General features: G+C 48.7%; 21 protein-coding genes. 9 read left to right on the top strand and 12 right to left on the bottom strand.

From position 1 onward, the window contains the following. Window positions 1-33: 33 nt before the first annotated feature. On the bottom strand, window positions 34-1,629 hold the full coding sequence (locus ACN0UN_RS06260) for a thiamine pyrophosphate-binding protein (RefSeq protein WP_417659232.1): 1,596 nt from the start codon (window positions 1,627-1,629) through the stop codon (window positions 34-36). Window positions 1,630-1,711: 82 nt separating this feature from the next. After that, complete coding sequence (narL, locus tag ACN0UN_RS06255; RefSeq protein WP_417659231.1) at window positions 1,712-2,356, bottom strand: two-component system response regulator NarL; 645 nt, start codon at window positions 2,354-2,356, stop codon at window positions 1,712-1,714. A gap of 208 nt (window positions 2,357-2,564) precedes the next feature. Between narL and ACN0UN_RS06250 the strand changes: the two genes are divergently transcribed. Next, entirely contained in the window at window positions 2,565-3,884 is a 1,320-nt protein-coding gene (locus ACN0UN_RS06250) for a hypothetical protein (protein ID WP_417659230.1), read from the top strand. Here the strand turns inward: ACN0UN_RS06250 and ACN0UN_RS06245 are convergent. Continuing rightward, window positions 3,881-5,686: an ATP-binding protein gene (locus ACN0UN_RS06245; RefSeq protein ID WP_417659229.1), complete on the bottom strand. Its 1,806-nt coding sequence runs from the start codon at window positions 5,684-5,686 to the stop codon at window positions 3,881-3,883. The genes ACN0UN_RS06250 and ACN0UN_RS06245 overlap by 4 nt on opposite strands. A 145-nt stretch (window positions 5,687-5,831) precedes the next feature. On the opposite strand from ACN0UN_RS06245, the gene ACN0UN_RS06240 reads away from it, so the two are divergent. Continuing rightward, window positions 5,832-7,046 (top strand): permease, encoded by a 1,215-nt coding sequence (locus tag ACN0UN_RS06240; RefSeq protein ID WP_417659228.1) that lies wholly within the window; start codon window positions 5,832-5,834, stop codon window positions 7,044-7,046. Window positions 7,047-7,141: 95 nt separating this feature from the next. Here the strand turns inward: ACN0UN_RS06240 and ACN0UN_RS06235 are convergent, their stop codons facing one another. Further along, window positions 7,142-9,421, bottom strand: coding sequence for a nitric-oxide reductase large subunit (locus tag ACN0UN_RS06235; protein ID WP_417659227.1), 2,280 nt, complete (start codon window positions 9,419-9,421; stop codon window positions 7,142-7,144). Window positions 9,422-9,833: 412 nt separating this feature from the next. Between ACN0UN_RS06235 and nrdG the strand changes: the two genes are divergently transcribed. Both nrdG and nrdD read left to right on the top strand, forming a co-directional pair. After that, on the top strand, window positions 9,834-10,286 hold the full coding sequence (gene nrdG, locus ACN0UN_RS06230) for an anaerobic ribonucleoside-triphosphate reductase activating protein (protein WP_417659226.1): 453 nt from the start codon (window positions 9,834-9,836) through the stop codon (window positions 10,284-10,286). A 35-nt stretch (window positions 10,287-10,321) separates the two neighbouring features. Then, a complete protein-coding gene (gene nrdD / locus ACN0UN_RS06225) occupies window positions 10,322-12,157 on the top strand; it encodes an anaerobic ribonucleoside-triphosphate reductase (protein ID WP_417659225.1) in 1,836 nt (611 codons plus the stop codon). Window positions 12,158-12,173: 16 nt separating this feature from the next. Here the strand turns inward: nrdD and hemN are convergent, their stop codons facing one another. Beyond that, window positions 12,174-13,553 carry an oxygen-independent coproporphyrinogen III oxidase gene (gene hemN / locus ACN0UN_RS06220; protein WP_417659224.1) on the bottom strand — a complete coding sequence of 460 codons (1,380 nt, stop codon included), beginning with the start codon at window positions 13,551-13,553 and terminating at the stop codon, window positions 12,174-12,176. Window positions 13,554-13,678: 125 nt separating this feature from the next. Continuing rightward, the gene (gene ubiT / locus ACN0UN_RS06215; RefSeq protein WP_417659223.1) at window positions 13,679-14,185 is read right to left on the bottom strand and encodes a ubiquinone anaerobic biosynthesis accessory factor UbiT; all 507 of its coding nucleotides are present in this window, start codon (window positions 14,183-14,185) and stop codon (window positions 13,679-13,681) included. An 87-nt stretch (window positions 14,186-14,272) separates the two neighbouring features. On the opposite strand from ubiT, the gene ubiU reads away from it, so the two are divergent. From ubiU to ACN0UN_RS06200, 3 genes are read left to right on the top strand one after another with little or no spacing between them, the layout of a single operon-like run. Continuing rightward, complete coding sequence (ubiU, locus tag ACN0UN_RS06210; protein WP_417659222.1) at window positions 14,273-15,268, top strand: ubiquinone anaerobic biosynthesis protein UbiU; 996 nt, start codon at window positions 14,273-14,275, stop codon at window positions 15,266-15,268. A gap of 2 nt (window positions 15,269-15,270) precedes the next feature. Next, window positions 15,271-16,149: a U32 family peptidase gene (locus ACN0UN_RS06205; RefSeq protein ID WP_417659221.1), complete on the top strand. Its 879-nt coding sequence runs from the start codon at window positions 15,271-15,273 to the stop codon at window positions 16,147-16,149. A 12-nt stretch (window positions 16,150-16,161) separates the two neighbouring features. Further along, a complete protein-coding gene (locus tag ACN0UN_RS06200) occupies window positions 16,162-17,367 on the top strand; it encodes an NnrS family protein (RefSeq protein ID WP_417659220.1) in 1,206 nt (401 codons plus the stop codon). Here the strand turns inward: ACN0UN_RS06200 and ACN0UN_RS06195 are convergent. Both ACN0UN_RS06195 and norR read right to left on the bottom strand, forming a co-directional pair. After that, complete coding sequence (locus tag ACN0UN_RS06195; protein ID WP_417659219.1) at window positions 17,364-17,768, bottom strand: YbaN family protein; 405 nt, start codon at window positions 17,766-17,768, stop codon at window positions 17,364-17,366. The two genes, ACN0UN_RS06200 and ACN0UN_RS06195, sit on opposite strands and share 4 nt — an antisense overlap. Window positions 17,769-17,812: 44 nt before the next feature. Beyond that, entirely contained in the window at window positions 17,813-19,369 is a 1,557-nt protein-coding gene (gene norR, locus ACN0UN_RS06190; RefSeq protein ID WP_417659218.1) for a nitric oxide reductase transcriptional regulator NorR, read from the bottom strand. A 164-nt stretch (window positions 19,370-19,533) separates the two neighbouring features. On the opposite strand from norR, the gene ACN0UN_RS06185 reads away from it, so the two are divergent. Then, a complete protein-coding gene (locus tag ACN0UN_RS06185) occupies window positions 19,534-20,070 on the top strand; it encodes a hemerythrin domain-containing protein (protein ID WP_417659217.1) in 537 nt (178 codons plus the stop codon). A gap of 28 nt (window positions 20,071-20,098) precedes the next feature. Here the strand turns inward: ACN0UN_RS06185 and fnr are convergent, their stop codons facing one another. The 4 genes from fnr to ACN0UN_RS06165 all read right to left on the bottom strand — a co-directional run bounded on the left by fnr (window position 20,099) and on the right by ACN0UN_RS06165 (window position 22,719). After that, window positions 20,099-20,803 (bottom strand): fumarate/nitrate reduction transcriptional regulator Fnr, encoded by a 705-nt coding sequence (fnr, locus tag ACN0UN_RS06180; protein ID WP_417659216.1) that lies wholly within the window; start codon window positions 20,801-20,803, stop codon window positions 20,099-20,101. 131 nt (window positions 20,804-20,934) lie between these two features. Continuing rightward, window positions 20,935-21,453, bottom strand: coding sequence for a CC0125/CC1285 family lipoprotein (locus tag ACN0UN_RS06175; RefSeq protein ID WP_417659215.1), 519 nt, complete (start codon window positions 21,451-21,453; stop codon window positions 20,935-20,937). Window positions 21,454-21,482: 29 nt separating this feature from the next. Then, window positions 21,483-22,193 (bottom strand): hypothetical protein, encoded by a 711-nt coding sequence (locus tag ACN0UN_RS06170; protein WP_417659214.1) that lies wholly within the window; start codon window positions 22,191-22,193, stop codon window positions 21,483-21,485. After that, window positions 22,183-22,719, bottom strand: a complete 537-nt coding sequence (locus ACN0UN_RS06165; RefSeq protein ID WP_417659213.1) for an RNA polymerase sigma factor — start codon at window positions 22,717-22,719, stop codon at window positions 22,183-22,185. Before ACN0UN_RS06165 ends, ACN0UN_RS06170 begins: the two co-directional genes overlap by 11 nt. Window positions 22,720-22,877: 158 nt before the next feature. On the opposite strand from ACN0UN_RS06165, the gene ACN0UN_RS06160 reads away from it, so the two are divergent. Next, on the top strand, window positions 22,878-24,239 hold the full coding sequence (locus tag ACN0UN_RS06160; protein ID WP_417659212.1) for a S8 family serine peptidase: 1,362 nt from the start codon (window positions 22,878-22,880) through the stop codon (window positions 24,237-24,239). Window positions 24,240-24,246: the final 7 nt, after the last annotated feature.

Below are 24,246 nucleotides of genomic sequence, written 5' to 3'. Positions count from 1 at the left end.
TGGGTTAATCGTGCCTAAAAATGGTCGGGTAGTTTATACCTCAACTGAGTTGCTTTTATTGATTGAGGTCAAGGTTTCGGCAAATTTGGCCAACTTGGCGGAGCGACTTTTTTCTGGCATCCAAACATCGATCAGGTGTGCTTGGTCGGGTTCAGCCCAAGCCTTCGCAAATGCCTTAGCAAAGCTTTGGTCGTCATGGGCGCGAGCGCTTTCAATACCCATACTTGTGGCAATACTGGTGTACTGCCATTGATGCAGTTTGGTGCAGTTGAGCTTTGGCGCGAAGGCTTCAATCATGTCCCATCGCTGATTGTTTATCAGTACGATGATAGGTAGGCAGCCATAACGCAGGCATTGGCCAAGCTCAAGCCCTGTCATTAGAAAGGCTCCGTCGCCGACAAGAACCACAGGCCGCCGTTGGGTGGTGATGTAAACGCCCAGGGCTGCCGGTATGGAGTAACCCATCGAGGCATAATATGCTGGCGCTAAAAAGTCGGTTGGTGAAGCGCGTAATGAAGCAAATAAGCAATCACCCACATCACTGACAATGGGCACAATCGTGGATTGCTGCGACAGTTGGCGATGTATTTCCTGTACCACGGCATCGGTAGAAAATGTTGAATCCAACAGCAGTTCGGGTTGGTTTAAATTTCGTGTTTCAAATAGCGGTAACGGCTCGCTAGCAAGTCGACTGCACCAGCTTTTCAATGACTGCTTGGGAAAATCAATGCGATAGAAATGCGGAGCGTTGATTAACGAGCGATGGGCACTGAAATTACTGTCGGTGTAAATTACGCCTAAAGCAATGATCATGTCTGCGTCGGTAAGTAACTGGTAAGCCAAGGTGTCTGTAGCGCCACAAAATACACCGCCATAGCACGAATGGTTTGGGTTAATGCTGGCACGCCCTAGCAGTGATGTGACCAGGGGAATATTAAACTGCTCGGCCAAACGCTCAACAGCGTGTTGAGCGCCGCTTCGCCGTACATTAACGCCACTTAGAATTACGGGCCGGCGGGCTGTGCTCAATGCAGCAACAAGCCGTTGATAATCATCTTCATGAACGCTGGCTGGCAGTTTGGGTGAAGCGGTAAACGATGCCAGCGGCGCAATATCCAAATCGACCGCATCGCGGGGGACTTCAATCAATACCGGGCGAGACTGCGCTTTACAGGTTTGCAATGCCTCTTGCAGCAATAGAGGTGCGGTTTCAGCATTGTCGAGGCGCACTTGCAGACAGGTGATTTCCGCATAAATATGGCGTTGTGAATCGATAGTTTTGGCTTGATGATGAATTTGCAGGCCGGAAGCTACTTCGTTGCGGCTTGGGTAGCCAGCAAAAATAACTAACGGCACATATTCTTCATAGGCTTGGGCCACGGCATTGACGCCATTAAGCGCGCCAGCACCGTAGGTTAGTGCAACAGCAGCTGGGCGGTTTGCGCATCGGGCAGCGGCATCAGCCGCATAAACAACAGCTGGCTCGTGGGTTAGGTAGTAAAACGGTAGCGCATCCGGTTGTTGTTGCAACTGTTGTAACAGAGGCAGAATAAAGTCCCCAGGAATTCCAAAAATCTCGTTGACGCCAATGTGACGCAGAGCCTTGGTAATCGCAGCACCCAATTGCATCGCAACACCCTTATCAAAAACAAAACAGCCCACGAGTGTGGGCTGTTTATTGGGGCAATGCTTTGATGTTGGTCAACAATACTTAAGTGTCTTGATTGACCATCCATACTGCGGCTTCTACGCGTGAACGTAAGCCGAGCTTCTTCAGCAGGTGCTTTACATGTACTTTCACCGTGCCGTCGGATATATCCAATTCGCGCGCGATAACCTTGTTGCTCATGCCCTTGGCGATGAGTTCTAAGATTTCTCGTTCACGGTTCGTTAATCCGTCAAGTTTACTTGCCGTGGGTGCTGAAGGGCGGCGTAATGCAGTCGCTAACACTTCAGTAATGGCTTCACTTAAAACCATTTTCCCATCTACGGCACGTTGAATCTGCTCAAGTAATAGCTCAGGATCCATGTCCTTCAATAAATAACCATCAGCACCGTTGGTGATGGCGGTAACCACGTCTTCGTCGGCATCAGACACAGTGAGCATGACAATGCGTGAGGTCACGCCATTGTCGCGCATGCGTTTCAAGGTTTCTAAACCGTCCATACCTTGCATATTAAGGTCGAGAATGATCAGGTCTGGGTCCAATTCTTCAGCTTGAATAAGGGCATCTGCACCGTTACTGCATTCAGCAACAACTTCCAGGCTATCTTCCAGCGAGATTAATTGTTTCAAACCCTTGCGTAGCAGCGGATGGTCATCCACAAGCATTATGCTAGCGGGGGTGTCAGACATGACGAGCTCCTTGTTTGCATCAACTTTGTTGCGTTCGGTCAGTATTGTTACACATTGTTCCATGACAAAGTATAGGTTAGCGCAATCTAACCCAAAAGGGGTAGTTTTACGTGCCTCTTATGACCTGCCAGTTATCACTCCCGCTGAATTGTTGTACTGCGCGAGATCACGCATAGTTTACACATTGGAAAATTTTCTGGAGCAACGCGTGAATACAGTACGAGTGTCATCAACAGTCGACAAGCCAACAGCAATCAATTTGATTGTTGGCATGACACTGTGGATGAGCTTGAGTGTGCTCGTGGTGCAGTTGTTTTCGGTAGACGCTGGCTTTGATTTCGCACAGCTTTACCGCTTGCTGGCCCTATCTGGCCTTAGCGCAACCGCGTGGCATTTTGTGTTTTTCTGGCTGGGTGAGCGTGCTATGCAGTCACGCTTTATTTATCTAAGCACAGCCGCGCTTTTGATTCCTGCATTCGCCATGGTGTGGCTACTGATGCACCCGCCACTGAGCTATTCAGCGTTGCAATGGTTAGCCGTAGCTTGCGGCTTTGGTGGTGCGCAATTTATTGCGTTTACCCAGAATGACAAAGTCGATAAAACTGGTCTTGGTTGGACCCTCGCGGTCAACGCTGGTATAGCCGGTATTGGTATTGTAATTGCGCAAGCGGCGCTGCCGTTTCTATCCAGTATTAATTTATTCGGCGCGCTTGCTGGCACGCCTTGGATTTCAGCATATGGAAGTGGTGACATCGTTGGCGTGATTGCTCCAGGCGCGTCATTGTGGTTAGCAAACATGGGCTGGATTATTATCGTTGCGATTGCCCTTGCGAGTATTGTTTGGCAAGTGGCTCGCCGCACGCAAGATGAACCAGCAAAGCCGTTTGGCACCATTACCGATCGCGCCCATTACCGCGCCATTCTGCGTAACAAACATACATGGGTCATGACGTTACTTTACGTGATGGCTTTTGGCTCTTTTATTGGGTTCACCATTACCTTTCCATTAAGTCTGCAAAGTTTCAGCGCAACGTATACCCCCAGTGCATTAACCTACGCATGGATTGGTCCGTTGCTGGGGGTTTTGGCGCGCCCATTTGGTGGTTGGTTAGCTGATTTGTTTGGGGGTTCGAAGGTGACGCTGTGGTGTGCCGTGGTGTTGGCGATAAGCAGCGTGGTGGCTGGCGTCATCACTTATAAAGCAACGCACAGCCCACTTCCAGAGCAGTGGTTTTTGGGGTACCTGTTGGTGTTCTTGGTTATTTTTATTGCAACAGGAGCAGCCAGTAGTGCCATTTTTCGCAGTGTTAGTGTGGTATTGCCGTTGGAGCAGTTGCCGCTAGCGTTACGTTGGCTAACTGCAGTGGCTAGCGCCGGCGCAGCGTATATTCCAGCGCTGTGGTACGTAAATAGCACCACCGCGACCCCAGCTTATGCATTATTCGTATTCGCCTTATTCTACGTGGTATGTGCAGCGTTGGTGGCGTACATGTACTTGCGCAATAAAGCTGAGTTCTATAACCCTTAAGCCGTTGTTGGAGCATCCTGGCGTTCTAATATGTACTGTGGTGTGAATTCGAAATACACCCCCGTACCGCCAACAACACGGCGCTTAATCGTAATATCACCGCCTAAATGGCGACTACGTTCCTGCATGATGGCCAAGCCATAGTGATTCAGTTTTTCTGCGTTTTCTGGAATACCGACACCGTTATCTTCAATGCTAAGGCGAATGCCATTGTTTTCGTCCTGTGCCAGTTTTACGACCACATCGGTGCCTTGGCTATGATGAATGGCATTCTGACAAGCTTCACGAATAATTTGCAGCAAATGAATTTCTTCGTGAGGTACCAACGGTGTGCTTTCTAACTGATAATCTAAGCGAAACGCAATGTCTGACTGGTCGTTAAATTGTTTCATGGTGGTTTGCAGTGCATGCAACATACCCGCACCATCCACTTTTAAACGGAAGGTTGTAAGCAGTTCGCGTAATTGGCGGTATGCGGCGTTCAAGCCTTCTTTCAGTTCTTTTGAGACATCTTCAATAACCTCGCGGTTGTCTTTCTCAATGGCTTTGTTTAATCGAGTGACCTGAATTTTCAAATAGGACAGCGCTTGGGCTAACGAGTCATGGAGTTCGCGAGCAATAACCGTCCGTTCCTGAATCAGTGCCAACCGTCGCACTTGCTCTTCTTCTTGTTTCAAGCTTAATGCCACAGCAAGCTGGTCGGCAACTGACTGAATGAGTTGCTGTTGCCAGTCGCTGAGTTGCTCGCTAGTTGGGCAGCGCGCAACCAACACCCCGTAATTATGATCTTCACGATCGATTGGGAAGCGATAAATGCGCAAACCATCCATGACCGACACACCACCACCAGCATTCACGCACTGACTGCAGTCAACGCCTTCACAGGGATCAATGGGCGCGCCAATGGGTTGCACCTGTAAGTACGGTTTGTTGCCCGCTTCTGTGATTAAACACAGTTCAATATCATCCACTTCAGAGGCCCGTTTCAGGCCGTTTACAATCGCGGTAAAGTCATGATACCCCGGTGAGTGTTCGATGATGGTGCGTGCGGTATCGTATAAAAATTGCAGTCGAATATTCGACTTCTGAATAGCTTGTGTTTGCTCGTCGACACGCTTTTCAAGGTTGCCGTACATAAAACCGATAGCTTCATTCATTTTGTTCAGGGTACCGGCAAGTACACCGAGCTCATCTTTCATCGGGTGCTTCACGCGCGCGGTAAAATCACCTTGACCAATTCGGCGGGCAGCTTGTGTGAGCACTTCTAGCGGGTAGCGTACGCGCGTGCGTAGCCAGTAGAAAATAACTAAGGCTAGGCCAATACTGGCAAACAGTGACAACACTTGAATGGAGCGTATGGAGCGAATGCGTTGTTCAGCATCTTGCTGAATTGCAGTAACGAATTCGTTAATTTGATCAATTTGTGGGCCGATTGCGGCAACCAGTTGTACAGATGATATTTCGCCTGTTGCGACCTGTTGCTGAAATGCTTGCCAGCTTGCCATTGATTGGGTGTACAAGTCGGTTAGTTCGTTATCTTCAATTTTGAACCGGTTAAAAACGTGGTGATTCCAGCTTTCATTGAGTGCAGCGGCTACAGTCGCCGCATTTTCGGGGTCATGCATGGCATGCCAGCTGTATTGGTAAGCTTGATAGCGTAATGAACCAGCAACATTAATCGCCAAAGCATCGTGGTCGGCTTTTTCTGATAGCCAATATGATGCAAGTAGCGTCAGTATCGTCAACGCCACCATCGCGCTTAGGGCAATACCGATGCGTGTCACAATCGAAAATTTATTCATAATACCTATACTGAGCGTTGTTGCAGGTAGCTGTATAGTTTAACGCCAAATACGTTTGGGTGCGAATCAGGAATTTTATGATTTGCTCAAAGGTTTTGGTGCACTGCTATACTTTGAGCTCAAATTGACGGCTTAGGGAGAATTAATGGCTGAATTTATAACCACTTGGGGAAAATCCGCGTATACCAGTTTTGGTTTTTTCTGGATGGCATTATGGGCCTTTGTATTAGGCTATTTGATAAGTAGTTTAATTCAAGTGCTAATCACCAAGCGACGCATGCGCAACGCAATGGGAAATAACAACCTTAAATCAGTTTCCTTAGGTACGTTTTTCGGATTCATTTCCAGTTCTTGCAGTTTTGCTGCGCTTTCAACCACCCGCGCGCTCTTTAATAAGGGCGCGGCTTTTAGTGCTTCGATGGCGTTTATGCTCGCGTCAACAAACTTAGTGATAGAGCTGGGGTTTGTTATCTCTATTTTTCTAGGCTGGCAGTTTGTGGTTGGCGAGTATGTTGGGGGGCTGCTGCTGATTTTGTTCGTATGGCTATTTATTACGTTAACCAATCCACAAAAGCTTATTAAGCAAGCGCGTCACGAAGACAGCGAAGACGAACATCGGCATGAAAGCACCTTATCTGACCTATTGAGTAAAGAAACGTGGCAGCAAGTCGGCCAAAAATATGTCATGGAATGGCAAATGGTTTGGCAGGACATTCTTATCGGCTTTACCGTTGCAGGTGTTATTTCGGCGTTCGTACCGAGTGCGTTTTTCGAGTGGCTTTTTGTTGGCGTGGGCAGTGCCGGTGAACCGGGCTTTTGGTCATTGTTGCAACAGGCTGTGGTAGGGCCAATCGCTGCATTCTTTACCTTTATTGGCTCTATGGGGAACATTCCATTGGCGGCAGTGCTATTTGGCGAGGGTGTAGCTTTTGCCGGGGTCATGGCATTTATATTTTCTGATTTGATTGTGCTTCCGGTATTGAAAATAAATGCGCGGTACTACGGCTGGAAAATGGCGCTTTACATTGCCATGATGCTATTCGTGTGCCTGGTTGCAGCGTCATTGGTGATGCACTACGGCTTGGTTGCATTTGACTTGCTACCTGATGCATCGCAATGGACTTCGCCAGCGGAGCAGGAGCACTTTCAGCTAAATTATGGGTTTGTTTTGAACCTAATCTTTCTTGCACTTAGCACGGTGATGATTGTTTTTTGGCGTCAGGCACAACAAGCCAGTGAGCATGATCACCACGATCATGACCATAGCGCGTCATCGCTCGGTGATAAAATTATGGCTGGCCTTTGTGTACTCAGTGCAGTTTGGTTGATTGGTGGCATGGTTGTTTACGTTATCATATAACGCATAAAAAAAGCCCGAGACGGTTGGGAGGTCTCGGGCTAACACTGCCGTGGCAAACCACGGTCAACAACACAAATTGTGTTACGTCAAACTACCTAGCTTTTTACAGTTACCGGTGTAGCGTCAATTTCAGCTTCTTGCTGTTTGCCAAACAGGCCAATAACAACCTGATAGGCAACAGCGAGTCCGCCAATGATGAACACAACGTCACCGATAGTACGAATCCAGCGCAAGCTTTGCAGTAATGGTTGCTGCATAAATGCTTCACTACGTGCGTACCACAAGCCTTCAGTAGCCGAGGCGTAGAACTGGATGAAACCAATAGGTAACAAGCTCGTGAATAACATCAAGCACAAGCCGATATTCAACCACCAGAAACCAGTTTTCATAATCTTGTCGTTAAACGCGAAGTTCGGACGAATGTAGCGCAAGATTAACAGTACGAAACCGATTGCTAAGAAGCCATACACCCCAAACAATGCCGCGTGAGCGTGGGTTGGTGTGGTATTCAAGCCTTGGATGTAATACAGCGCAATGGGTGGGTTGATCATGAAGCCCAACACGCCAGCACCTAAGAAGTTCCAGAATGCCACAGCAACAAAGCACAGTAGTGGCCACTTAATACGTTGCATCCACTCGGCGCGACGTTGCAAGCTCCAGTTTTCCCATGCTTCATAACCCAGTACCACCAATGGCACCACTTCAAGCGCAGAGAACGTTGCCCCAACAGCCATGATTGGTGTTGTAGTACCTGAGAAGTACAAGTGGTGGAAGGTACCCGGTACGCCGCCTAACATGAACAGTGACGCTGAGGCCAATGCGGCAGCAGTTGCCATACGGCGAGACACAAGGCCCATGCTATTAAAGATGAACGCTAACGCTGCAGTTGCAAACACTTCAAAAAAGCCTTCAACCCACAGGTGAACGATCCACCAGCGCCAGTATTCCATCACGGATAAGTGAGTACGTTCGCCGTAGAAGAAGCCAGCACCGTAGAACAAGCCAATCGCAACCACAGAAGCGGTTAGTAGCGCTAACAAGTTCTTGTCGCCAGGCTGTTTGAACGCGCCAACAACGCCGCGTAACATCAAACCAAGCCAGAATACGATGCCAAGGAACTTACCAATTTGCCACAAACGCCCTAAATCGACGTATTCATAGCCTTGGTGACCCAGCCAGAAACTGAGGTGCTCAGGCATGATTTGCGCAATGGCCAAGTAGTTACCAATAAACGAACCGGCAACAACCACAACAAGAGCCCAGAACAGGATATCAACCCCAAGCTTTTGGAATTTCGGGTCTTTACCACCGTTAATAATCGGTGCTAAGAATAATCCCGCCGCTAAGAAGCCGGTTGCAATCCAGAAGAGCGCCGCCTGTATGTGCCAGGTGCGTACTAATGAATAGGGGAACCACTGCGACACGTTAATGCCATAGAATTCTTGGCCTTCAACCGTGTAGTGCGCAGTAAAGCCACCTAAGAATATTTGTACGATAAATAACGCCATGACCAAGAACAGGTATTTACCCAGTGCTTTTTGTGAAGGGGTTAGATTTACCAAGCTGATTGGATCTTTTTTCGGCGCTTCCGTTTCTTCTTCGTCATGATCACGTAAGAAGGCCCAAGCCCAAATCAAGCCACCGACACCGGCAATAAGCAGAATGATTGACACTAAGGACCAAATTAAATTTTCGGCACTCGGCTTGTTGTCAATCAACGGCTCATGTGGCCAGTTGTTGGTATACGTTACATCGCTATCAGGACGCTCGGTTGCGGCTGACCATGCAGTCCAGAAAAAGAACTGGGTCATAACTTCGCGGCGTTCTAAGCTTGGCAATGTGTTTTCTTTCATTGCATAGTTTTCGCGCGTGCTTTTTAACGACAAGTCGTCACTGAAAAGACGTTTGTAGTAATCCGCAGTTTCCGCAATAGCTTGTGCACGCACATCACCAACAACCAAGGTATCCGTTGCGGCGTCATAAGCTGGATGACGGTAAGCCTGTTTCAGCTCGAACTGCAGCGAGTTTTGTTGTGCTGCGGTTAGGCTTGCATAGCTTTGTCCATAAGTTTTCTGGGCGGTTATTTCTAACCAAGCCACTAATTCGCGGTGCAACCAATCGGCCGTCCAGTCAGGTGCTTGGTATGCGCCATGCCCCCAGATAGAGCCTAATTGCATGCCACCGACTGATTGCCAGGCGGTTTGCCCGTCAAGAATCGACTCTTCCGTCATCAAAACGTGACCTGATTCGGTCATGACTTGATCAGGAATCGGCGGAGCGACACGGTAAACTTCTTTACCGAAGTATCCCAGGACACCAAAGGTGATGGCCAAAATGGCTATCAGTATCCACCATAATTTTTTATAACCGGCCATTTGGCACCTCCGGCTGTTGATGTTGTTGCATTGTTGATTCTCCCTTTAATCAAGTTTGCACTGGGTCAGATGTGACTAGCGCGCACTTTGATCCTTATAGCAAGCTCCGTGCCACTTTGTATTTGGCTGAAATAGCACGAAAATTTAATCTTTGTGGGTTAAATCAACCCAGCTCTTGCGCAGTCATTTAAACCGCCTTGGTAGAAATTACCCGCGTATAGAATCGCACGGGCTGGCACCGTTAGAAATTGAGCTAAAGAGGTAACTGAAAGGAATCTATGGGGTATACCCATTGGGGGTAGTTTTTATTGATCTAAATCAATGCAGTAAAGTGCGCCGCGTCTATGCTTGATAGGAAGAAACACAACATATAGACATGTTAACAAATAAGCACACAAGATATAGGTTTATTATGCTGCGATACAGCGCTGAACAAGTGGTTTTTCAGGAGGTGCCTGGAGAGGTCTCTCTTGCGTACACCATTACCGGATGTCCGGTTGGGTGTAAAGGTTGCCACAGTGTCGACAGCTGGCCGGTCGGTAGCGGCGAGCAACTGACTTCCGAATACTTTGCAGCGCGCTTGGCTCAATATCGCAATTTAATTACTTGCGTGCTTTTTCTAGGCGGCGAATGGCAGCCGGAAGCCCTAATTGAACGACTGCAGCAAGCACAACAAGCGGGATTACAAACCTGTTTATACACCGGTTATGACGATGTGTCGCTGCGTATTAAACACCATTTGACCTACCTCAAGACAGGGCCATGGGTGGCCAGTTTGGGGGGCCTTGATAGCCCTACTACAAATCAGAAGTTTTATGACTTACGCACTCAGCGACTGCTGAACTGCCGGTTCCTTGCAAGCTAACCGGACCATTAAAACTATAAATAAGGAGAGTAGCCATGTTGCGCTTAAACCCAGAACAAGTTGACGCAAAGATGGATTTCATCAAACACTATTTATCGGCGCAAAATGCCGCGGATGGCTCGAAGATGGACGCCAATGCAAATGTTACCCAAAAGAACATTGCGACCCTAGAGGCTGAGTTAATGAAGGACTTTTTTGTGCAGGTTAACCGGAAGCAAGTCAGCACCAAAATCAGTGAGTTATTTGGCCCCGAATTAGGGCAAGAGTACATTCGCCAAATTGAAGACCACGAAATTTATGTGCATGACGAAACCAGCTTAAAACCGTATTGCGTGTCGGTAACCATGTACCCATTTTTGCGTGACGGCTTAACCAAGCTTGGTGGCGAGTCGAAAGCGCCTAAGCATTTAGAAAGCTTCTGTGGCACCTTTGTGAATTTTGTATTTGCGGTAAGCTCACAGTTTGCTGGCGCGGTGGCTACGGTAGAGTTTCTTGCGTATTTTGATCATTTTGCACGCCGTGATTATGGTGATAATTACCTTGAAACCCACCCCCATGAGATTGCAAACCACCTACAACATGTCGTCTATGCGTTAAATCAACCTGCCGCTGCGCGTGGTTACCAAAGTGTATTTTGGAATATCTCAGTATATGACCAGCATTACTTTGAAAGCATGTTCGGTGACTTTGTGTTCCCCGACTTTAGTAAGGGCAGCTGGGCGTCAGTTAGTAAACTGCAAGACTTCTTCTTGCATTGGTTTAACGAAGAGCGCAAGAAAACCATTTTAACGTTTCCAGTGGTAACGGTGGCGATGCTGACTGACAAAGGACAATGTAAGGACCAGGAATTTGCACGTCATATTGCGCACGAACTTGCTGATGGCAACTCATTCTTTGTTTACCTGTCACCAAATGCCGACTCACTGGCTTCCTGTTGCCGCCTGCGCAGTGAGATTAGTGATAATACGTTTTCCTACACGCTTGGCGCGGGTGGTGTGGCGACCGGGTCAATCAACGTCATTACCATTAATATGAATCGACTGGTTCAGGATGGTCGTGATCTGGAAACAGAAATTGAGAAAATCCAGAAGTACCAAGTGGCTTACCGGAAGATTATGGAAGACTACAAAGCCGCGGGGCTGCTCACCGTTTACGATGCTGGGTTTATCTCACTGGATAAACAGTTTTTGACGATTGGTATTAATGGCATGGTTGAAGCTGCCGAGTCGCAAGGTTTGGTTGCCAGCAACAATCGCGACTATATCGAGTTTGTGCAACGGCATTTAAAAGTCATTTATGACGCCAACAAACGTGCGAAACAAGAATATGGTTACATGTTTAACACTGAATTTGTCCCCGCAGAAAACCTCGGTGTTAAAAATGCGAAGTGGGATCGTGAAGACGGCTATTTTGTGCCACGCGACTGCTATAACTCGTATTTCTATGTGGTGGAAGATGATGCGACCAACTCGCTGGACAAGTTCATCATGCACGGCGACGAGCTCATTGAGTTTCTCGATGGTGGCTCAGCATTGCATTTGAATTTAGATGAAAAGCTAACAACCGACGGCTACTTATCGATGCTCAATATTGCTGCAACCACCGGCTGCAATTATTTCTGCATTAACGTAAAAATCACCATTTGCAACGCCTGCGAACAAATTGATAAGCGCACGCTTTGCGAGTGCTCAGCATGTGGCTCTACCGATATTGACTACGGTACGCGGGTGATTGGTTATTTGAAGCGGGTGTCAGCGTTTAGCTCTGGGCGTCGCCAAGAGCATGCTGCGCGGCATTATCATCGCAAGCAACACGACACCAGTATTGCTGGTGCTCGAGCGCAAGCCAATGCGCTCAAGCAAGCAAGTTAAGATTGCTGGCGCCGCGTTACACCACTTTGGAGTAACGCGGTGCAGTGGCTGAGTCGTCAAGATAAGCATCAAAGCAGGCACAGATACTGCGCACCCAAAGCCGACCAAGGGTCGTGACGCGCAATTGATTGGCATCAAGCTCAACCAGACCATCTTCTATAAATGGTTCCAGCTTGCGTTTGGCATCAGCAAAGTAGTCCCAAAAATTCTCAATGGTCCAACGGTTGGCAAATTCTTGAATATCTAAATCGAAATGACAGATTACTTGCGAAATTAACGCCGCACGCAATTTATCATCAGCATTCAATTCAAAGCCTTTCACAATCGGCAGGGTGTCGCTATTGATTGCTTTGTAATAAGAAGGCAACTCTTTCACGTTTTGCCACAGCACCCCGTTAATTTGGCTAATTGATGATGCGCCAATACCCAACAAAGCATCTTGACCGGAAGTGGTGTAGCCTTGGAAGTTACGTTGTAACTCACCGCGTTGCTGGGCTTGCGCCAAGGTATCGTCAGTTTTAGCAAAGTGGTCCATACCAATAAACTGATAGCCAGCCGCAGTAAACTTGGTAATGCCTAACTGCAGTAATTCAAGTTTAATCGGCGCTGTAGGTAAGCTTGACTCATCAATTTTACGCTGCCCGGCAAAACGCGATGGCAAATGGGCATAGCTAAACAGCGACACACGGTCAGGGTTTAATTCAATGACCTGATCAATCGAAGCCGCAAATGTTTCTGGACGCTGATACGGCAAGCCGTAAATCAAGTCGAGGTTGATTGAGCGAAAACCAAGCGCTTTGCTTAAGGCAATTTGATGCTTGATCATGTCGGTGTCCTGCACCCGGTTGATCGCAATCTGTACTTTGGCGTCGAAGTCCTGCACACCATAACTCACGCGGTCAAAACCGAGCTTGCGCAAGTGACGTAATTTATCATCACTGCAACTACGTGGGTCAATTTCGATAGACCATTCCGTGTTATCCGTGAAACTAAAATGTTCGTGCAATAAATCCATCAAACGCGATAACTGCGTTTCACTCAAGAATGTTGGTGTACCGCCGCCCATGTGCACCGACTCAAATTTACGGTTGCCCAATAGCGCTTTGTACATGGCCATCTCTTTGGCTAAGTAATCTAAATAAATGTCGGCTTTGTGCTGGTGGCGGGTGATGACTTTATTGCAACCACAGTAATAGCAAAGCTTAATGCAGAACGGTAAGTGAATGTATAAGCTCAGTTCGTCTGGGGCGTTTGCGAGCGTTTGCTCCATGGCACTCAATGGAAACTTATTGTGCAGTGCCAACGCTGTCGGATACGACGTGTAGCGAGGTCCATTGATGTTGTACTTGTCGATGAGCGCTTGGCTCCAAACAATCTGGTTTGCGTTATTGGTCATGCTGACACCCCGAGGAAAAACCCCTTACCTGTGAATTTCTAAGCGCAGTTTATATGATGCAGATCAGAAAATTGATACACCTGAAGGGGTATAAGAGCGAGGCAATTGGTGGCTGATCACACCGCCTAGCGCAATTCAGGTTTCGCCAAAATCAGTGCCGCCGTTTGTTGGGTGGCGCGATAGATCGGTGCCGGTAAACGCCCTTCCAGTTCAATGGTATCAAGAAGGTTCTTTACTTCGAGACCCAACTCAGTATCGCCCTTTATCAGTAACTTGCGGCGGAAAAACAGGGTGTCAGGGTCCACCTGACCGCTCACCATAAGTAGCAGCGAGGCACAATTACCGCGCATGGTGACACTGGCTGGCTGCGGTTGCATGGACGCCCGCAAGCGCGCGCGGCTAGCTCCGTTGACCACGGTTACCGAAAACATCAAGTCAAGGTCAGGCACTTCAATACGCACCCATTGTTGCTGTAGAAAATCTAATTTATGTGCACGTAATTCGGGCTCAAGAACGTGATTCAGCATACTGCTAAGTATTTGTTCTGAAATGGGTTTAGGGACCACTACGCTGATTCGATGTAACCCTGAAATAACGTGTGACCAGTAATCTACTACTTTGGGGATAACCATAAGTTGCCGTCCAGAAATGTCCCGTAAATTTTTCAACTCATTATAATACTCATTACGAATGCATGTTTATCGACGGGATCAATAATTATGGAACTTCTGTGCCCTGCTGGCAGTATGCCAGCCCTCAAAGCAGCTATTGAACATGGTGCTGACGCCGTGTACGTGGGCTTAAAGGATGAAACCAACGCGCGCCATTTCGCGGGCTTAAATCTTGATCAAGCCGGTTTAACCGAGGCTGCACGTTATGTGCACCAGCATGGTAAAAAATTGCACGTTGCGATAAATACCTTTGCCCATGTTGATACCTTTGAAACCTGGCGCAGGGCGGTCGATATGGCAGTTAAAGCGGGTGCTGATGTGCTGATTTTAGCCGACATGGCGGTTTTAGCTTATGCCGCTGAACGTTATCCAAAAGTTGAGTTGCACTTGTCCGTACAAGCGTCAGCAACCAATGCCGCGGCCATCGAGTTTTACAAACAATTTGGCGTAAGCCGTGTGGTGTTGCCGCGCGTATTGTCGATGAATCAGGTGCGGGCCATTGCCCGCACCAGCGACATGCAACTGGAGGTGTTTGCGTTCGGTAGCCTATGCATTATGGCGGAGGGGCGCTGCTATTTAAGTTCGTATATGACGGGTGAATCACCAAATACTGCGGGCGCCTGTTCGCCAGCAAAATACGTACGTTGGGACGAAGCCGACGACGGCACGTTAGAGTCACGCCTAAATAACATTCTAATTGATCGGTTCGCGCCCAATGAAACCGCTGGCTATCCAACCCTTTGCAAGGGGCGTTTCAAAGTTGGTGACGATACCTATCATGCGTTAGAAGAACCCACCAGTTTGAATACCTTGAGTTTGCTCCCTGAGCTTTACAAAGAGGGAATTGCCTCGCTGAAAATTGAAGGGCGGCAACGCAGCCCTGCGTATGTTGCACAGATAACCCAAGTGTGGCGTCAGGCTATCGACGCAGTCATGGCCGATAGCGAGCAATTTACAGTTCAGCAGCAATGGGACCACGTGCTAGCTGGGCTTTCAGAAGGCAGTCAAACAACCTTAGGTGCCTACCATCGGAAATGGAAGTAACTATGAAATTTTCACTTGGAGCAATTCAATATTTTTGGCCGAAACAAGTGGTCGAAAACTTCTATAAACAAGCCGCCGACTCAGCGGTTGATATTGTTTACCTCGGCGAAACGGTTTGCAGCAAACGCCGTGAACTAAAATTTGAAGATTATATGGCGATAGCTCATATGCTGCGTGAAGCCGGTAAGCAGGTGTGCCTTTCGACCATGACGTTGTTAGAGGCGCCATCTGAATTACGTGAGCTGCGCAAATATTGTGACAATGGCGATTTTCTGGTCGAAGCCAATGACGTGGGCGCGATTCCGTATTTGCAGGAGCAAAAATTACCCTTCGTTGCAGGGCCTGCAATTAACTGCTACAACCACCATACACTGCGAAAACTAATGAGTTTGGGTATGAGCCGCTGGGTGATGCCAGTTGAGCTGTCGCGTGAGTGGCTCGCAAAGTTACTGCAGCAGCCCATGGTGCACGACGTGCGCGATTGCCTTGAAGTGGAAGTATTTGCCTTGGGCCATATGCCGTTGGCTTGGTCCGGGCGGTGCTTTACCGCGCGCTCTGAAAATCGCCCCAAAGATCAATGTGAACTGGTGTGTATCAATTATCCCGAAGGGCGGCCGGTGGCGAGCCAAGAGGGACAACAGGTGTTTATCTTGAACGGCATTCAAACCCAGTCGGGAAGCCGCTACAACCTGATTAATCAATTACCAAATATGGCAGGGCTGGTTGACGTTGTGCGACTAAGCCCGCAATTGACCGGAACCTTTGATTGGTTGGAAAAATTCCGAGCGAATACCACGGGCAATCAACCACAAAAACTCGAACAGAACGATAGTAACGGCTATTGGCTGGCACTAGCTGGTTTGGTTCAACAGCTCGACTAAAAAGGATTCATCATGCTACAAATTACCGATCTTCAGGTTGAACAAAAAATGTGGCCGTTATTGCGCCAAGCGTTTCGTCCCATGTTTTTACTCGGCGCCAGTTTTAGTGCCATTGCCATGCTGCTGTGGATTTTGGCACTAGCGGGGACTATTTCGCTGCCCGTGTACGGCAATGTGTTGGTCTGGCATGCCCACGAAATGATTTTCGGCTTTGTGGCTGCCATCGTGGTGGGCTTCTTACTAACTGCGGTGCAGAACTGGACCGGTATGCGCGCCACCCATGGTCGCGCGTTGGGTATTCTTACTACAGTGTGGTTATTGGGGCGTTTGGCATTTCTGTTTGGGGCCAACTTACCGGTTTGGCTGGTGGCCGGCGTTGATTTGCTGTTTCTGCCGCTGTCTGCCATTTTACTGGCGGTGCCATTGATAAAAGTAAAACAACAGCGCAATCTGTTTTTCGTGCCAGTGTTATTTTTACTCACATTTTGTAATGCCCTGATGCACTACGGTTTGGTGAGCGAGCGTTTCGACATACAACAGCTCGGTAGTCAGAATGCCGTTTGGCTGGTGGCGTTGTTGATGGCAATTGTTGGTGGCCGCGTTATTCCAATGTTTACCGCCAATGGCACCATGACCACCAAAGCTGAGCCTATCGTATGGCTCGACCGAATTGGCCTCGGCAGCCTGTGGTTAGTTTTCATTTTGAATATCACATTGTTCAGTGCGCAATTACCTGATGTGGTTATGGCTGCAATTTACGCGATCAGTGCGGTTGCTTTGGGTGTTCGTTGTTTGCGCTGGCGCATCTGGATAACGCTGCGGGTTCCGCTCCTGTGGTCGTTGCATATCGCGTATTGGTTTATTCCATTGGGTTTAGCGCTGTTCGCGCTGCGTGAGTTGGGTTTCAATATCAGCAACTCGATTGCGCTGCATGCGCTAACCGCTGGTGCTATGGGCAATATGATTTTGGCCATGATTGCCCGAGTTTCGTTAGGGCACAGCGGCCGACCATTGCAGCCGAAAGCGATTATGTCATTGGCGTTTTTGTTGGTGGCCGTTGCGGCACTTTCGCGGGTTCTATTAACCTGGCTGGCGCCAGAACTTAGCATGTCATGGTTTATGTTTAGCGCTGCCGCGTGGATTCTTGCGTATTTGATTTACGTGGTTGTGTACTTGCCAATTTTGATTACCCCACGACCAGACGGACGCCCAGGTTAATCGTTAAATTGGCTAGCAGGTGGCTTCGTGGGTGCAGCTTCTGGGCGCAGCCACAGCCATACCGCAACCGTTGCCATAATGCCAATAATGCCAAATTTAAAGGCGATGTGAACGGGGCTGAACGTCAGCATGATGGCGCTACCGGTCATCATAATACTGGCAATCACTTTGGGTTGCCGCTTCACCACACCATATTTACGCCAGGCGATAATCTGAGGGCCGTATTTGGGATGTTCCAGTAGTTTTTGCTCCACTACAGGCCAGCCTTTGCCGCCAGCCCAAGCTGCTGCCAGCAAAAAAGGTACAGTGGGCATTATCGGCAACAGCAGCCCGATAACGCCCAGCAGCAATGATAAAACAGCGATAGTCCGCCATAAAATGATGCGCAGGAATACAGTCATGCCAGATTCAGCTCGCTTGCAAGTTATGCCAACAGTGGAGATATTTACTTGAGCCCTAAGCGCCCTGCAAGTTTATGCAAGTTACTCGGATCAAGGTCCAGTATACGAGCTGCTTGCGTCCATTTATAGTCTGTTTGCTCAAGTGCTTGTTGAATGAGTTCACGTTGCACCGTTTGAATGGCGTTTTTCAGGTTCAGCGAACCGGCCGCAAGTGAACCTGTCACGCGTGGTAAGGGTAAGTCTTGCGTTGAAACGGTCTGGATCACCGCGTTTGGTAAGTCGAGCAATTCGGCATCAATGCTGACGATATCATCCCGCCGAGCGCCTAAGCTTAGTGCTTTTATGGCAGCGCGACTGATGGTGTGCTCGAGTTCGCGGACGTTACCCGGCCAGTCATACCGATGCAGGGCTTGTTCGGCTGCGGCTGACAAACGCAATGCCCGCACACCAAGACGAGCCCGATTAAGCTCCAGGAAGTGCCCGGCCAACACGGCAATATCATCTTGCCGGTCACGCAGCGGCGGAATCGGTAACGGATAAACGGACAAGCGGTGATATAAATCAGCGCGGAAATCACCAGACTTTATTTGTTGTTTCAAATCGCGGTTGGTCGCGGCGACAATACGAACATTTACAGTGTGTGATTTATCACTGCCGAGTCGCTGAATTTCGCCGTTCTGTAATACGCGCAACAGTTTCGCTTGAATCGATAACGGCAGCTCGCCAACCTCATCAAGGAAAATAGTGCCACCATCGGCGCTGTCAAACCTTCCCGCGCGCTCACCGGTAGCACCAGAATACGCGCCTCGGGTGTGCCCAAACAGTTCGCTTTCGGCGAGTGTTTCAGGCAACGCGGCGCAATTCACGTACACCATAGGCTTATTGCTACGCGGCGACAAACGGTGCAGCTGGCGTGCGAAAAGCTCTTTACCAACACCCGTTTCGCCGAGTAATAAAACGGGCAGATCGGAGCCGGCCACAACGTCTAGTTCTTGCAGTACGGCTATCAGCGCCGCGCTATGACCGATAATATCCTGACTGTCGGTACCATTACTGGTTAGTGAATACTCGCTATCGCGACGGTTGTTGCGGAGCGCACGAATGTTCTGCTCGATTAAGCCCATACGAATCGCCGCTTCAACGAGTAAGCTTGCCCGTTGCAAAGCTTGCATGGTTTGCGCATCAAAGGTACCTGGTTCTAGGGCATCCAGTGTTAGCACGCCCCATATTTTGCCCTCAATGTGTAAACTAATTCCCATGCAGTCGTGCACGGCAAGGTGGCCGTCCGGGCTATCTTCAATAAGGCCATCATAAGGGTCGGGAAGCGCACTGTCCGGTTCGAAACGAACAGTTTCGCGATTGCTTAAAATGCGTGCCAAGCGCGGGTGTTGCTGTACTAAGAATCGCCGGCCCAAAGCTTCGCGTCGTAGCCCGATGCTCGCAATGGGTCGTAGCATGTCTTGATCGTGTTTCAAGATAACCACAGCACCACAGTTAAAATGGGCTCGTAGTGCTTTAACCAATTTTTCCAGCCGAATTACAGCCGGTAAATCGGTTACCAAATCAGCAATAAGCGTTTCGAGTAACGTGACATCTTGCATGGTATAAACAACCCTTTAGGGCCTAATGACCCGATTAAATATGGGTTTAATTTACCATCTCGGCTAAAAACCCGATATAAATCAAAGTGGGTAGTTTTGGCATCTAATTTGCAGTAGTTACGAGGTGTTCAGCAATTTATATCACCCATTTTAGGAGAGTGACCATGACCACCCACACTATTCACAATGAAGCCTTAGCCGTTTATCAGGCAATGCCAAAGAAAGCACTGACCGAATTCGTGATTGAACATTTTCATGAAAAACACCGTGCCCAATTGCCAAACCTCATCAATCTTGCCCGTAAAATTGAAGACGTGCACAACGATCATGACGAATGCCCAGCTGGATTGGCCGAGCATTTACAGGCGATGTATCAAGAATTAGAAAGCCACATGATGAAAGAAGAACAAATTCTTTTCCCAATGTTGGCGGGTGATATTTTTCCAAAAGGCCCAATAGCGGTCATGGAAGAAGAGCACGATCAGCATGAGCAAATGGTTGCGCGGTTACTGGACCTGACCAATCAAGGTAACGCGCCACGTGGCGCTTGCGGCAGTTGGATTATGTTGTATGAAGGAATTAACGAATTTGTCAGTGACTTGCACCAGCATATCGCGTTAGAAAACGCCGTATTGTTTAAACAGCCAGAACAAGCCAGTAAAGGTCATGGTAACGGCCATTGCTGTGGCGGTTGTCAGTAAAGTTGGAGTGTTCAAAAAGCTGGCTCAATTATTGAGCCAGCTCGCGCAGACGGTTTGGTTCAAGTACGTTAACGAGCTTGTTTTGTACTTCAATGACACCCTCAACCTGCAGTGCCGACAAAATGCGACTGATTGTTTCAACCGAGAGCCCCAAATAATTGCCAATATCGGCACGGGTCATGGTTAAACGGTACGAACGGTTTGATAAGCCACGTTCCTTGAAGCGGTCAGCTAAAGTAACGAGGAATTGCGCAAGGCGTTGTTGTGCAGAACGATTATTGAGAGTGCCCAGCAGTTGTTTGCTGGAAAATATTTCGCCACTCATCAAGCGCCACATTTGCCGACGTAGGCCGGGCATTTGCTCAGCCAGATCATCCAATGCGTTAATTGGTATTTCACACAACATCGCTGTTTCAAGTGCTTGCGTGTAGCTGCGATGCTCGCTATTCGCTAACGCGTCAAAGCCAATCAAGTCGCCAGGAAGGTGAAAATCGATGATTTGTTCAACACCATTATCATCAATGGTGTATGACTTCAGTGAACCGCTGCGTACAGCATATAAAAACTTTAATGGCGCACCGGCGTTAACTAATATATCGCGCTTTTGCAGCGGTTTGTGACGCTGAATAATTGTATCTAAGCGCGCCATACCCTCTTGGTCGAGTTGATATGGCAAACACAGCGTTGCCATGCTGCAATTTTGACAATGAATGTGTGAGGTCATGTTCGTCATAACGTTTTCCTGATGCAGATCAAAATCGATATGTGATGCATGCAGTATACGCGCTACGTTTATAAATTAACCTTGCGCTGATGGAGTACCCCCGAGATCCCTCTCTAGGGGTATATTGTGCTGGCTAGTTATTATTTCGGGCTAAGATTATCCTTTACTTCTTGCGCACTGAAGCTGTAGTCAGTATCTGGGCGCATGCCTTTGCCGAGTTTAACTTCTAGAATACTTTGAATTTCGCTCGATTCATTGCCACCAATGTGTACACCAGCGCTCATGCTGGTGCGCGGGTAACTGGTGGTGGTGCATGTGACTAAGCCACAGCGGGTGACCATATCGCGTGAACTGGTATAGCCTAAACTGGTGTCGGGTTGCACCCGCTCGCGATCAACAAGCGTTTCGCGATGCGTCACTACAAACCAGTCATACCCGTTTTCGAGTGTGACTTCGGCAGCGCGGAGTAAGGCATAATCCATGGCTTTGGTTTTGTCGGTACCGCGCGCTTTGAAGCTTACACGGTATTGCGTATCGGAAATTTTGGTTTCTTGGTAGCCGTAGCCCGAGCCTTCAGCTTTGCGATAGTCGGGCTGTGAGCTACAGCCAGAAAGTACCAGAGCCAATACTGCGAACAACATAACATTCAGTGTTTTCATGGTCGTTCTCCTTCGTTTTTATGCAGCTTTTAGTCTTTCCAAGCCGCGATAAGTTTTGCTTTTTCTTGCGCTGGCGTTAATGGCGCCGAACGCATCATTTGGTCAAGTAACGGGTCAAGTACGTGTTGCCCTGACGCCGTTTGATATGTGGCGTTGTTTGCTTGCGTGACCATACGAACACTGGCAATTTCGTGCCATTGCTCACTGCGGCGGCATTGTATGGCCACGGTGGTTTGTTGCGCCTGAGTCAGCTGATATTGGCGGCAGTAATCGCCTTGGTCATCCTTAAAGGTGAGTTGTGCCGTCAGTGTGGTATCCGCATCAAGCTGATACGGAATGCCACTTGGTTGCGTTTCAAGTGCGAAGGCCACGTCATGATTGACGCCTGAGTCCGTTGAGCCAGGTAACCACTGTCCGAAACCGAACCCCACCATTAATGCCACGCCAGCTGCCATAGCTACGTGCTCCTTCAGCGCATTGCGAACCTGCTGCCAGCGGCCCATTGAAACGACGTTGGGAGCTTCTGCAGGTTCCTCAAGCAACGCATAAATATGTGCTGGAATGGGTTGTTGCAGTTGTGCGTCTAAGCGCTCACCAACCTGTAAATCAACCATCGCTAAGGCGGATAAACGTTCTGCCAAAGTGTCATCTATTTCCAGTTGCGCACGAATGGCTTCAGCTTCACTGGGTTCAAGTTCATTGTCGAGAAAAGCTGATAATTTAACGTCATCAATGAACATAAGGTGCTCCCTTTGAACCGTTATCGCCCGATGAAGGACTCGGCTGCTGCAATAGTTCAACGAGTTTAATGCGGGCACGGGCCAGTCGGCTCATGACCGTTCCGGTGGGAACATCAAGAATCTCAGCGGCTTGGCGATAACTCAGGCCTTGAATTGCGACCAATGCCAACGCAGCGCGCTGATCATCAGGTAGCCCAGCAAGTGCTGCATCTATTTCATGCAATTCCATCTGGTCATGCACACGTTGGGCATCGTCCGGGCTCGTCGTTTGCTGTAATTCTTCACGCTGCGTCGCATTTTCACGAACTTTACGTGCGCGATGCTCATCAATCCAAGCGTTGCGGCATACTCTAAAAGCCCAAGCAAGAAGCTCAACGTCGTCCGGTATTGGGCGTGTTAGCATGCGCTCGACGGTAGACTGAAGTAAGTCATCGGCATCGGCAAGGTTACCGCACAGCGATAACGCAAAACGCCGCAATGCTGGCAATAGTGAGCTAAGCTGTTGTTTAACTTGTGTTGTTGTCATCGTTATTCCCAAGTTGCGTTAGCTAAAACAGAGAAAATTCATCCTGTGCTACCTTGGTAACGAACGGCACGTATGATTTATTCCATGGGTATGGAATTTTTTTTGCTGGGAACCGTTAACCGAGTACACATCGGTTCTTCTGCACGAGGTACAACGTTATGACTATAAAGCTAGCACAAAATGTCACGCCGCGATTACTGCAATTGGCATTATTAACCTTGGTTTTACCAACGGTTGGTTATGCGCAAGTCATTGATAATACGATACAGCCTGCGCTGCAAGATATTCAACGCACCACCCAAACGGTGCGTGATGAAGTGCAAAACCGCGTTCAACAAAGGGTGCAAGATCAGGTTCCGGAGTCAGCGCAACGTCTTACGCAAGACATCAACTCAACCGCAATCACGGTGCTGCCCGACGTTACCGAGCGCTTAGCGGTACTGGACTCGAACCAGCAGGAGCTATTTGCAGAAGTGACACTGGCCAATGGCAACCGTGTACTTGAGCGGGAATGGCTGATTGTGGCGTCTGCCGAAGCCGAACATGCGCTGCAGCAAATAGGTGCGCAAGTGCTTGCCAAACAAACATTGGGGGCACTGGATGTAACGGTGTTGCGCTTTAAGGTGCCCGCCGAAATGAATGATGAAACATTACTGCGAAATAAATTTTCCAAAGCTGCTGCTGCATCGTTAGTGCGCCATTTTGTTTACGATGCACAAAGCAACGATGCCGGAACTTCGCGTGCGCAATTTACTCAGCAGCAATGGTGCGAAGCGCCCGTAACAATTGGAATGATTGACACAGCAATAGATACCTCACACCCGGCATTTGCGCAGCAGACTATTGTGCAGAAAGATTTTCTTCAAGCAGACATTGCGCAGCCAACCGCCCACGGCACAGCAGTTGCAGGGCTATTAATAGGAGCGCATGACGACTATATCAGCCTCGTTCCAAGGGCTAAGCTTTATAGCGCGGCAATTTTTCATCGGCATAATGCCATGCAGCAAGGTGCCGCTTTGTTGCCGTTGTTGGAAGCAATGAATTGGCTTGCGGAGCAGCATGTTAAAGTGATTAATCTGTCCCTCACTGGGCCCGCTAATGCGTTATTGGAGCAAGCTGTAAAGCGACTCTCTGAACGCAATGTTTTGCTGGTTGCCGCGGTTGGCAATAATGGCCCCGCCGCACCGGCGAATTACCCAGCTGCCTATGATGATGTAATTGCGGTAACCGCCGCTGATGCGCAAGGGCAGATTTACCGGTGGGCAAATCAAGGTGACTATGTTGAGTTTACTGCCCGAGGCGTGCAGGTAAGTACTGCAAGGCGCGACGGCAACGTTGGATATGAAACAGGAACGTCCATGGCGGCACCCGTTGTTGCGGCAGCAGCAGCGTGTTTGTGGTTTGAGCAGTCCACCGCACCCGCTACTGACGTGCGTGATTTGTTGCAGCAACGGGTGGTGGATTTGGGTGGGAAAGGACGTGATTCCGTGTTTGGGTTCGGCCTATTAGTGCCAAAATGATGCATGG

This window comes from Pseudidiomarina sp., assembly GCF_048267825.1.
GTDB lineage: Bacteria > Pseudomonadota > Gammaproteobacteria > Enterobacterales > Alteromonadaceae > Pseudidiomarina.
The sequence above is the reverse complement of the archived record's forward strand: the minus strand, read 5'-3'. Positions and strand labels throughout refer to the sequence as shown.

Bases quoted from the DNA above. Each gene is read 5' to 3' on its own strand.
- norR (WP_417659218.1), bottom strand. From the start codon at position 19,369: ATGCAAGATGTCACGTTACTCGAAACGCTTATTGCTGATTTGGTAACC.
- nrdG (WP_417659226.1), top strand. From the start codon at position 9,834: ATGCTGCGATACAGCGCTGAACAAGTGGTTTTTCAGGAGGTGCCTGGA.
- ACN0UN_RS06205 (WP_417659221.1), top strand. From the start codon at position 15,271: ATGAAATTTTCACTTGGAGCAATTCAATATTTTTGGCCGAAACAAGTG.
- ACN0UN_RS06245 (WP_417659229.1), bottom strand. From the start codon at position 5,686: ATGAATAAATTTTCGATTGTGACACGCATCGGTATTGCCCTAAGCGCG.
- ACN0UN_RS06170 (WP_417659214.1), bottom strand. From the start codon at position 22,193: ATGTTCATTGATGACGTTAAATTATCAGCTTTTCTCGACAATGAACTT.
- ubiT (WP_417659223.1), bottom strand. From the start codon at position 14,185: ATGGTTATCCCCAAAGTAGTAGATTACTGGTCACACGTTATTTCAGGG.
- ACN0UN_RS06175 (WP_417659215.1), bottom strand. From the start codon at position 21,453: ATGAAAACACTGAATGTTATGTTGTTCGCAGTATTGGCTCTGGTACTT.
- narL (WP_417659231.1), bottom strand. From the start codon at position 2,356: ATGTCTGACACCCCCGCTAGCATAATGCTTGTGGATGACCATCCGCTG.
- fnr (WP_417659216.1), bottom strand. From the start codon at position 20,803: ATGACGAACATGACCTCACACATTCATTGTCAAAATTGCAGCATGGCA.
- ACN0UN_RS06240 (WP_417659228.1), top strand. From the start codon at position 5,832: ATGGCTGAATTTATAACCACTTGGGGAAAATCCGCGTATACCAGTTTT.
- ACN0UN_RS06200 (WP_417659220.1), top strand. From the start codon at position 16,162: ATGCTACAAATTACCGATCTTCAGGTTGAACAAAAAATGTGGCCGTTA.
- ACN0UN_RS06185 (WP_417659217.1), top strand. From the start codon at position 19,534: ATGACCACCCACACTATTCACAATGAAGCCTTAGCCGTTTATCAGGCA.
- hemN (WP_417659224.1), bottom strand. From the start codon at position 13,553: ATGACCAATAACGCAAACCAGATTGTTTGGAGCCAAGCGCTCATCGAC.
- ACN0UN_RS06260 (WP_417659232.1), bottom strand. From the start codon at position 1,629: ATGCAATTGGGTGCTGCGATTACCAAGGCTCTGCGTCACATTGGCGTC.
- ACN0UN_RS06160 (WP_417659212.1), top strand. From the start codon at position 22,878: ATGACTATAAAGCTAGCACAAAATGTCACGCCGCGATTACTGCAATTG.
- nrdD (WP_417659225.1), top strand. From the start codon at position 10,322: ATGTTGCGCTTAAACCCAGAACAAGTTGACGCAAAGATGGATTTCATC.
- ACN0UN_RS06165 (WP_417659213.1), bottom strand. From the start codon at position 22,719: ATGACAACAACACAAGTTAAACAACAGCTTAGCTCACTATTGCCAGCA.
- ACN0UN_RS06235 (WP_417659227.1), bottom strand. From the start codon at position 9,421: ATGGCCGGTTATAAAAAATTATGGTGGATACTGATAGCCATTTTGGCC.
- ubiU (WP_417659222.1), top strand. From the start codon at position 14,273: ATGGAACTTCTGTGCCCTGCTGGCAGTATGCCAGCCCTCAAAGCAGCT.
- ACN0UN_RS06195 (WP_417659219.1), bottom strand. From the start codon at position 17,768: ATGACTGTATTCCTGCGCATCATTTTATGGCGGACTATCGCTGTTTTA.